The 9,522-nt window shown below is 67.2% G+C and carries 9 protein-coding genes; all 9 read left to right on the forward strand.

Features of this window, described 5'->3' with window-relative positions; translation table 11 throughout:
• The first annotated feature begins 164 nt into the window (after positions 1 to 164).
• Entirely contained in the window at positions 165 to 833 is a 669-nt protein-coding gene (locus G3N93_RS26990) for a pilus assembly protein (RefSeq protein WP_206134337.1), read from the forward strand.
• Positions 830 to 2,461 carry a type IV pilus secretin PilQ gene (locus G3N93_RS26995; RefSeq protein ID WP_206134335.1) on the forward strand — a complete coding sequence of 544 codons (1,632 nt, stop codon included), beginning with the start codon at positions 830 to 832 and terminating at the stop codon, positions 2,459 to 2,461. Before G3N93_RS26990 ends, G3N93_RS26995 begins: the two co-directional genes overlap by 4 nt.
• Before the next feature lie 40 nt (positions 2,462 to 2,501).
• Positions 2,502 to 3,056, forward strand: coding sequence for a shikimate kinase (locus G3N93_RS27000; protein WP_174939887.1), 555 nt, complete (start codon positions 2,502 to 2,504; stop codon positions 3,054 to 3,056).
• Positions 3,053 to 4,132, forward strand: coding sequence for a 3-dehydroquinate synthase (aroB, locus tag G3N93_RS27005; protein WP_174939834.1), 1,080 nt, complete (start codon positions 3,053 to 3,055; stop codon positions 4,130 to 4,132). The genes G3N93_RS27000 and aroB overlap by 4 nt, the downstream gene beginning before the upstream one ends.
• A gap of 41 nt (positions 4,133 to 4,173) precedes the next feature.
• On the forward strand, positions 4,174 to 5,382 hold the full coding sequence (locus tag G3N93_RS27010) for a deoxyguanosinetriphosphate triphosphohydrolase (RefSeq protein WP_174939832.1): 1,209 nt from the start codon (positions 4,174 to 4,176) through the stop codon (positions 5,380 to 5,382).
• A gap of 90 nt (positions 5,383 to 5,472) precedes the next feature.
• Positions 5,473 to 6,807, forward strand: a complete 1,335-nt coding sequence (gene ugpB / locus G3N93_RS27015) for a sn-glycerol-3-phosphate ABC transporter substrate-binding protein UgpB (RefSeq protein WP_174942218.1) — start codon at positions 5,473 to 5,475, stop codon at positions 6,805 to 6,807.
• A 103-nt stretch (positions 6,808 to 6,910) separates the two neighbouring features.
• Positions 6,911 to 7,795: a sn-glycerol-3-phosphate ABC transporter permease UgpA gene (ugpA, locus tag G3N93_RS27020; RefSeq protein ID WP_039366730.1), complete on the forward strand. Its 885-nt coding sequence runs from the start codon at positions 6,911 to 6,913 to the stop codon at positions 7,793 to 7,795.
• Entirely contained in the window at positions 7,792 to 8,637 is an 846-nt protein-coding gene (gene ugpE / locus G3N93_RS27025) for a sn-glycerol-3-phosphate ABC transporter permease UgpE (protein ID WP_089444814.1), read from the forward strand. Before ugpA ends, ugpE begins: the two co-directional genes overlap by 4 nt.
• Before the next feature lie 31 nt (positions 8,638 to 8,668).
• A partial coding sequence (ugpC, locus tag G3N93_RS27030) for a sn-glycerol-3-phosphate ABC transporter ATP-binding protein UgpC (RefSeq protein ID WP_206134336.1) occupies positions 8,669 to 9,522 on the forward strand: 854 nt, incomplete at its 3' end.

Here is a 9,522-nt window from a genome sequence, read left to right on the forward strand (position 1 = left end):
CGACTTCGATGTAGTGGTCGGCGAACGTGTGGTTCTGTTCCGGATCGAGCACTTCGAGCAGCGCCGACGACGGATCGCCGCGGAAATCCATGCCCATCTTGTCGACTTCGTCGAGCAGGAAGAGCGGGCTTGCGCACAGCCGCGCGTTGCTGGCGGCGGCGCAGATGCGTGAGGCCGACGCGCAGCGTGTTCTGACGGACGCTGCCCGGCAACGTGACCGGAATCCGGCGGCGGCATACGGCGATCGCTCGCCGCGTGCGCCGGAATGGGCTGCGTTGATGCTGGAACTGGCGGATCGCGCCGCGTCGAGCGGGTTGCTCGACGTATCGATCGAACCGTTGCGCGCCGATGGCGCGGTACCGGACGGCCGGCGCACGGTGCGCATCGTCGCGCACGGCGGCTTTCGCGCACTGCTGCAGATGGTCGGCGGGCTGGCGCATTTCCCGGTGCTGGCGGTGCCGTCCGCGCTGCGTGTCGAACGGGGAAGGGCGGCCGCGCGGGTGGAAATGGCTGTCGACGTGTTTCCGGAGTTGCCGGCGCCAACGTCCACGGGCGGGGAGGCGTCGGTTCTGGCCGACGCGTCTGGCGCCGATCCGTTCGGCGAGGCCGGTTCGTCGGAAGCGGAGGGGGCGGTTGCCCGCCTGACCGGCACGATTCGCGACGGGCGCGCCGGTCTTGCGCTGTTTGACGACGGTGACGGCGCGTTCACGGCCTTGGTGCCCGGCGAAGCGCTCGGAGCCGCGCGGGTCGTGCGAGTCGATCCCGTCACCGTGACGCTTGCGACGGCGGACGGCGCGTACCGAGTCACCCTGAACGACGGGAGGCGGCCATGATGAAGCACGAATGTCGGGTGCTCGCCGTTTGGGCCGGATTGACCGCGGCCAGTGCAAGCGCGTCATTGCCGCCGCTACCGGCCGTCTGGCCTGCCGTATCGACGGATATGCCGGTGCCGGGCCTGCCGTTGCCGCAAGGCTCGGTGGACGGTGCCGATCACACCGTATCGACGGAGGCCGGCCCGCCGCCGTTCGACCAGGCGGCTCGCGCAGCGCTTCAAGCGGAGGCCGCCACCCCGGCACTCGGGCTGGAAGGGCCGCCAATCCCGTTGGCGCCGCCGGCCCGGATGGGCGACGCCGCGGCACGGCAACCGGGCGATGCGGATGACGCGCGGCGAATCTCGCTGAATCTGCAGGGCGCGGGGCTCGCGGCCGCGTTCGACGCGTTTGCGCGGTTCACCGGACTCAATATTGTCGTCGGCGAGCAGGTGCGCGGCACCGTCACGTTACGTCTGAACAATGTGCGTTGGCGCGATGCCTTCGACACGCTGCTCGACACGCACGGGCTCGCGATGTCCCGGCGGGGCAACGTGATCTGGGTCACGCCGGCGGCCGAGCTGGCCGCGCGCGAACGCGAGCGCTTCGAAATGCACGCGCGGGCCGCCGATCTGGAGCCGCTTGCGAGCCGGACGTTCGCGCTCCACTACCCGCGCGCGCAGGACGTGCAACGGCTGCTGGCCGGCGCGACCGGCCAGCGCCTGCTGTCGAAGCGCGGTGCCGCGGCGGCCGATCCGCGCATGAACCTGCTGTTCGTCACCGATCTCGCGCCGCGTCTCGGCCAGATCGCGAGCCTGATCGAGGCGATCGACCGGCCATCGCGACAGGTCCGGATCGAGGCTCGCATCGTCGAGGGCGAGCAGGGGTTTTCGCGCAATCTCGGCGCGCGTGTCGCGTTGCGGGCGCAGGGGCGGTCGCAGTCGGGAGAGAGCGCCACGTTCACGACCGGTGCGCGCAACGCGCTCGACCTGGCGGCGCGGCCGCTCGGCGGCTTCGAAGCGGCAACCGCCGGCTTCACGCTGTTCGCCGCGCCGCTGAGCCGTGTGCTCGACGTCGAACTGAGCGCGCTCGAGGCGCAGGGGCGGGGCCAGATCGTCTCGAGCCCGCGTGTGGTGACCGCCGATCGCGTCAAGGCCATCGTCGAACAGGGTTCGGAATTGCCGTACCAGGCGAAGGTCGGCAACGGCGTGAGCGGCGTGCAGTTCCGCCGGGCGACGCTCAAACTGGAGGTCGAGCCGCAGATCACGCCGGACGGGCGCGTGGTGCTCGACCTGGACGTGACGAAGGACAGCATCGGCGAGCCGACGGCGGCCGGCCCGGCGATCCATACGAAACACGTCCAGACGCGCGTCGAGGTCGAGAACGGCGGGACGGTCGCGATCGGCGGGATCTATGAGCAACTGAACCGGAACGATGTGACGCGCGTGCCGCTCTTGGGCAAAATACCGTTTCTGGGCGCGCTTTTCCGGCACCGCGCGCAACGCGATCAGCGTAACGAACTGGTCGTCTTCATCACGCCGACCGTCGTCGACGCGCGCTGCAATGCGCGCGGCGCGGCCGGCGCGGATGCCGAAAAAACAGGGCCGGAAGCCGCCGGCGCAGGCTCGACAAGGCAGCCGCTTTGCCAGTAAGCTGCGCCACACACCAGCAAGATTGAAGCAGAGGAAGCCGTTGCAAGCGCGGGACCCACATGCAAACGTATTTTTCGTCGGCCTTATGGGAGCGGGTAAGACCACCGTGGGCCGTGCGGTCGCGCGTCGGCTCGACAGGACGTTCTTCGACTCCGACCACGAAATCGAGGCCCGCACGGGCGCGCGCATTCCGGTGATCTTCGAGATGGAGGGCGAGGCCGGGTTTCGCGATCGCGAAACGCAGGTGATCACCGATCTCACGCAGCGCGAGAACATCGTGCTCGCGACGGGCGGCGGCGCGGTGCTGCGCCCGGAAAACCGCGACTGCCTGAAAAACAACGGCATCGTCATCTACTTGCGCGCCAATCCGCACGATCTGTGGCTGCGCACCCGCAAGGACAAGAACCGCCCGCTGCTGCAGACCGAAGATCCGAAGGGGCGTCTCGAAGCGCTGTACGAGGTACGCGACCCGCTGTACCGCGAATGCGCGGATTTCGTCATCGAGACCGGCCGTCCGTCGGTCAACGGTCTCGTCAACATGGTGCTGATGCAACTCGAACTGGCGGGCGTCATCGCCAAGCCGCTACAAGCATGATTACTGTCAACGTCGATCTGGGCGACCGCGCCTATCCGATTCACATTGGCGCCGGCCTGATCGGCCGCGCCGAACTGTTCGCGCCTCATATCAAGGGCTCGTCCGTCACGATCGTCACGAACACGACGGTCGATCCGCTCTACGGCGACGCGCTGCGCGCAGCGCTCGCGCCGCTCGGCAAGCGCGTGTCGACGGTCGTGCTGCCGGACGGCGAGGCGTACAAGAACTGGGAAACACTGAACCTGATCTTCGACGGCCTGCTGACCGACCGTGCGGACCGCAAGACGACGCTCGTTGCGCTCGGCGGCGGCGTGATCGGCGACATGACAGGCTTTGCGGCCGCGTGCTACATGCGCGGCGTGCCGTTCATCCAGGTGCCGACGACGCTGCTGTCGCAGGTCGATTCGTCGGTCGGCGGCAAGACGGGCATCAACCACCCGCTCGGCAAGAACATGATCGGCGCGTTCTACCAGCCGCAAGCCGTGATCGCGGACATCGGCGCGTTGACGACGCTGCCCGACCGCGAACTGGCGGCCGGCGTGGCCGAGATCATCAAGACCGGCGCGATCGCCGATGCGGAATTCTTCGACTGGATCGAGGCGAACGTCGACGCGCTGAACCGTCGCGACCCGGCTGCGCTCGCGCACGCGGTGAAGCGCTCGTGCGAGATCAAGGCGAGCGTGGTGGCGGCCGACGAACGTGAAGGCGGCCTGCGTGCGATCCTGAACTTCGGCCACACGTTCGGCCATGCGATCGAGGCCGGGCTCGGCTACGGCGAGTGGCTGCACGGCGAGGCGGTCGGCTGCGGGATGGTGATGGCGGGCGACCTGTCGGTGCGGCTCGGCCTGCTCGACGAAGCGTCGCGGCAGCGCCTCGATGCGGTGATCGAGGCCGCGCACCTGCCGACCCGCGGGCCCGCGCTCGGCGACGCGCGCTACATGGACCTGATGCGCGTCGACAAGAAGGCGGAGGCCGGCGCGATCAAGTTCATCCTGCTGAAGCGATTCGGCGATACGCTGATCACGCAAGCGCCGGACGAAGCCGTGTTCGCTACACTGGCACAGACGACCCGCTAACGGCCGCCCGGATGCCCCGGCGCCCCTGACATGGAGGAGACGTGAGCGAGACATCCAGCAGCACACTGCCCGAAGCCGGCCGCGCATCTGCTGCGCCGGTTGCCGAGCCGCCGACGCTGGCGGCGCTGGAAGCCCATCTCGCTCCGTATGCCGCACACGCGTTGCAGTCACGCGGCCGCCGCCATCCGGAAACACCGCCGGCGGCGCGCACCGAATTCCAGCGCGACCGCGACCGCATCGTCCATTCGACCGCATTTCGCCGGCTCGAATACAAGACGCAAGTCTTCGTCAATCACGAAGGCGACCTGTTCCGCACACGCCTCACGCACAGCCTCGAAGTCGCGCAGATCGCGCGCTCGGTGGCGCGCAACCTGCGCCTGAACGAGGATCTCGTCGAGGCGATTTCGCTCGCGCACGATCTCGGCCATACGCCGTTCGGCCATGCCGGGCAGGACGCCCTGAATGCCTGCATGCGCGAGCATGGCGGCTTCGAGCACAACCTGCAGAGCCTGGCGGTCGTCGACGAGCTCGAGGAGCACTACGGCGCGTTCAACGGGCTGAACCTGTGCTTCGAAACCCGCGAAGGCATCCTGAAGCACTGCTCGCGCGAGAATGCGCGCAAGCTCGGCGCGCTCGGCGAGCGCTTCCTGCAGGGCCGCCAGCCGTCGCTCGAAGCGCAGCTTGCCAACATCGCGGACGAGATCGCTTACAACAACCACGACGTCGACGACGGCCTGCGTTCCGGCCTGATCACGATCGAACAGCTCGCGGAAGTCGAGCTGTGGCAGCGCCACTATGAGGCGGCGCTCGCCGAATTCCCGCACCTCGAAGGCCGCCGTCTCGTGCACGAGACGGTGCGCCGTATCATCAACACGCTGATCGTCGACCTGATCGACGAGACGACGCGCAATCTCGTGCGTGTCGCGCCTGCATCGCTCGACGACGTGCGCGCCGCGCCGCCGCTCGTGTCGCACAGCGAAACGGTTGCCACGCAGGCGGCCGCCCTCAAGCGTTTCCTCTTCAAGAACCTCTATCGCCACTACAAGGTGATGCGCATGGCGAGCAAGGCGCAGCGCGTCGTCACCGGCCTGTTCGATGCGTTCATCGACGATCCGCGCCTGCTGCCGCCGCCGTACCAGTCCGAGGATGCCGCGCAGCAGCCGCGCCTCGTCGCGCACTACATCGCCGGCATGACCGACCGCTTCGCGCTGAAGGAGTATCAGCGCCTGTTCGTCATCAGCGACAACTGACTGTCACAAACGATCACTAGACTTCGCCGGTTCAATGGCGACGGGAATGTTGCACACGCTGTTGGTAACGTTTTCATAGGAGAGAGGTCGATGAAGAAGAAGCCTGCGGGGACACTGGTTCGTTCGATCGCGCTCGGCGGCGCGCTGATGTTCGGGGTGCAGCACGTAGCGTTCGCCGCGACGGAAATCCAGTTCTGGCATGCGATGGAGGCCGCGCTCGGCGAGCGGGTCAACGCGATCGCCGACCAGTTCAATGCGTCGCAGAGCGACTACAAGATCGTGCCGGTCTTCAAGGGCACCTACGACCAGGCGCTCGCGGCCGGCATCGCCGCCTATCGCAGCGGCAACGCGCCGGCGATCCTGCAGGTCTACGAAGTCGGCACGGCCACGATGATGCAGGCGAAGAAGGCCGTCGTACCCGTCTACGACGTGTTCAAGCAGGCCGGCGTGCCGCTCGATGAAAAGGCGTTCGTGCCGACCATCGCGAGCTACTACAGCGACGCGAAGACGGGCCATCTCGTCTCGATGCCGTTCAACAGCTCGACGCCGGTGCTGTACTACAACAAGGACGCGTTCAAGAAGGCCGGCATCGATCCGAACCAGCCGCCGAAGACGTGGGCCGACGTGCAGGCCGATGCCGAGAAGCTGCGCAAGTCGGGGATGGCGTGCGGCTTCACGACCGGCTGGCAGGGCTGGATCCAGCTCGAGAACTACAGCGCCTGGCACGGGCTGCCGTTCGCGAGCCGCAACAACGGCTTCGACGGCACCGACGCGGTGCTCGAATTCAACAAGCCGCAGCAGATCGCGCACATCTCGTTCCTGCAGCAGATGGCGAAGGACGGCACGTTCACGTACGCGGGCCGCAAGGATGAAGCGTCGGCGAAGTTCTACAGCGGCGACTGCGGGATCCTGACGACGTCGTCGGGCGCGCTCGCGAACGTGCAGAAGTTCGCGAAGTTCAGCTATGGCACGGGCATGATGCCGTACGACGCGAACGTGAAGGGCGCGCCGCAGAACGCGATCATCGGCGGTGCGAGCCTGTGGGTGCTGGCCGGCAAGGATCCGGCGACCTACAAGGGCGTCGCGAAATTCCTCGCGTACCTGGCCTCGCCGGCCGTTGCCGCGAAGTGGCACCAGGACACCGGCTACCTACCGGTGACGACCGCCGCGTACGACCTCACGCGCCAGCAGGGCTTCTACGCGAAGAACCCGAGCGCCGAAACCGCGATCAAGCAGATGCTGAACAAGCCGCCGCTGCCGTACACGAAGGGGCTGCGCCTGGGCAACATGCCGCAGATCCGCACGGTGGTCGACGAGGAATTCGAACAGGTCTGGGCGCAGAAGAAGTCGCCGAAGGACGCGCTCGATTCGGCCGCATCGCGCGGCGACGAACTGCTGCGCCGCTTCGAGAAGTCGGGCGGCTGAGCCCGCATCGCACCGTGCCGCCGGCCGCGTCGCAGCCTGTACGGATGCGCGCGCCGGCCGGCGGCACGGCCATCTTTCCGTTGCGCCTGACCGGATATCCGCGATGCAATCCCGTTCCCGTTTCGGTACGAGCCTGTTGCCGTACCTGCTGATCGCGCCGCAGCTCGCGATCACCGCCGTGTTCTTCCTGTGGCCGGCCGGCGTCGCGCTGTGGCAGTCGACGCAGATGCAGGATGCGTTCGGCACCTCGAGTGAATTCGTCGGCCTGGCGAACTTCACGCACCTGTTCGCCGATCCGCTGTATCTCGATTCTTTCCGTACGACGCTCGTGTTCAGTTCGCTCGTCACGGTGAGCGGGCTCGTCGTGTCGCTGATTCTCGCCGCGTGCGCCGATCGCGTGATCCGCGGCGCGCGCGTGTACCGCACTTTGCTGATCTGGCCATACGCGGTTGCCCCGACCATCGCCGCCGTGCTGTGGGCGTTCCTGTTCAACCCGAGCATCGGCCTGATCACCTATGCGCTCGCGAAGAGCGGCATCGTGTGGAACCACGCGCTGAACGGCGGGCAGGCGATGTTCCTGGTCGTGCTCGCGTCGGTGTGGAAACAGGTGAGCTACAACTTCCTGTTCTTCTACGCGGGCCTGCAGGCGATCCCGCGCTCGCTGATCGAGGCGGCCGCGATCGACGGCGCCGGGCCGGTGCGGCGCTTCTTCAACATCGTGCTGCCGCTGCTGTCGCCCACCAGCTTCTTCCTGCTGGTCGTGAACCTCGTCTATGCGTTCTTCGACACGTTCCCGGTGATCGACGCGGCCACCGGCGGCGGCCCGGCGCAGAGCACGAAGACGCTGATCTACAAGATCTTCGCGGAGGGCTTCCAGGGGCTCGACATCGGCAGCTCGGGCGCGCAGTCGGTCGTGCTGATGATCATCGTCGTCGGGCTCACGGTGATCCAGTTCCGCTTCGTCGAACGCAGGGTGCAATACGCATGATCGAAAATCGCAAGGGCTTCGACCTGTTCTGCCACGCGGTGCTGATCGCGGGCGTCGTGCTGATCGTGTTTCCCGTCTACGTCGCGTTCTGCGCGGCGACGATGAACGCGCAGGAAGTGTTCACGGTGCCGCTGTCGCTCGTGCCGAGCACGCACCTGTTCGAGAACGTCGCGTACATCTGGGGGCACGGCAGCGGCGGCACGACGGCGCCGTTCGGCCGCCTGCTCGTGAACAGCTTCGCGATGGCGCTCGGCATCGCGGTGGGCAAGATCGCGGTGTCGATCCTGTCCGCGTACGCGATCGTCTATTTCCGCTTCCCGTTCCGCAACACGGCGTTCTGGCTGATCTTCATCACGCTGATGCTGCCGGTGGAAGTGCGGATCTTCCCGACCGTGCAGGTCGTGTCGACGTTGCATCTGACCAACACCTACGCAGGGCTCACGCTGCCGCTGATCGCATCGGCGACCGCGACGTTCCTGTTCCGCCAGTTCTTCATGACGCTGCCCGACGAGCTGATGGATGCCGCGCGCATCGACGGCGCGGGGCCGCTGCGGTTCTTCTGGGACGTCGTGCTGCCGCTGTCGAAGACGAGCATCGCGGCGCTGTTCGTGATCACGTTCATCTACGGCTGGAACCAGTATCTGTGGCCGATCCTGATCACGACGGAGGCGTCGCTGTCGACGGCGGTGGTGGGCATCAAGACGATGATCGCGAGCGGCGACGCCGCGACCGAATGGCAATACGTGATGGCGGCGACGCTGCTGGGGATGATCCCGCCGCTCGTCGTCGTGCTGGCGATGCAGCGCTGGTTCGTGCGCGGCCTCGTCGATTCCGAGAAATAGCAACGGACGGTAACCGGGAGAAGGACCAAGAATGGCTGCGCTGAGCTTGAAGGGCGTCAGGAAATCCTACGACGGCAAGCAGCACGTGCTGCATGGCATCGACGTGGAGATCGCCGACGGCGAATTCATCGTGCTGGTCGGCCCGTCGGGCTGCGGCAAGTCGACGTTGCTGCGGATGATCGCGGGGCTCGAGACGGTGACGGACGGCGAGATCGCGATCGGCGAGCGCGTCGTCAATGCGCTGGAGCCGAAGGATCGCGACATCGCGATGGTGTTCCAGAACTATGCGCTGTACCCGCACATGACGGTCGCGCAGAACATGGGCTACGGGTTGAAGATCCGCGGGATCGAGCGCACGACGATCGATTCGCGGGTGGCGGCCGCCGCGAAGATCCTCGAACTCGAGCCGCTGCTCGCGCGGCGGCCGCGCGAGCTGTCGGGCGGCCAGCGGCAGCGGGTCGCGATGGGGCGCGCGATCGTGCGCGAGCCGTCGGTGTTCCTGTTCGACGAGCCGTTGTCGAACCTCGACGCGAAACTGCGCGTGCAGATGCGGCTCGAGATCCAGCGGCTGCATGCGCGGCTCGCGACGACGAGCGTGTACGTGACGCACGACCAGATCGAGGCGATGACGCTCGCGCAGCGCGTGATCGTGATGAACCGCGGCTACGCGGAACAGATCGGTGCGCCGGTCGACGTGTACGAGAAGCCGGCGACGGTGTTCGTCGCGGGCTTCATCGGCTCGCCCGCGATGAACCTGATGCACGGCCGGCTGTCGGACGACGGCGCGACGTTTACGGTCGCGGGCGGCGGCCCTGCGCTGCCGGTCGCAGGGGCCCCCGGCATCGGCGAGGCGATCGCCACCGGGCGCGACTGGGTGCTCGGCGT

It is taken from the genome of Burkholderia sp. Se-20378, from assembly GCF_017104665.1.
In the GTDB taxonomy this organism is placed as follows: Bacteria; Pseudomonadota; Gammaproteobacteria; order Burkholderiales; family Burkholderiaceae; genus Burkholderia; species Burkholderia lata.

What these genes read in the sequence shown, in the direction of transcription:
- G3N93_RS26990 (WP_206134337.1), top strand. Translation starts at nt 165, where the DNA reads ATGCGTGAGGCCGACGCGCAGCGTGTTCTGACGGACGCTGCCCGGCAA.
- G3N93_RS26995 (WP_206134335.1), top strand. Translation starts at nt 830, where the DNA reads ATGATGAAGCACGAATGTCGGGTGCTCGCCGTTTGGGCCGGATTGACC.
- aroB (WP_174939834.1), top strand. Translation starts at nt 3,053, where the DNA reads ATGATTACTGTCAACGTCGATCTGGGCGACCGCGCCTATCCGATTCAC.
- ugpB (WP_174942218.1), top strand. Translation starts at nt 5,473, where the DNA reads ATGAAGAAGAAGCCTGCGGGGACACTGGTTCGTTCGATCGCGCTCGGC.
- ugpA (WP_039366730.1), top strand. Translation starts at nt 6,911, where the DNA reads ATGCAATCCCGTTCCCGTTTCGGTACGAGCCTGTTGCCGTACCTGCTG.
- ugpE (WP_089444814.1), top strand. Translation starts at nt 7,792, where the DNA reads ATGATCGAAAATCGCAAGGGCTTCGACCTGTTCTGCCACGCGGTGCTG.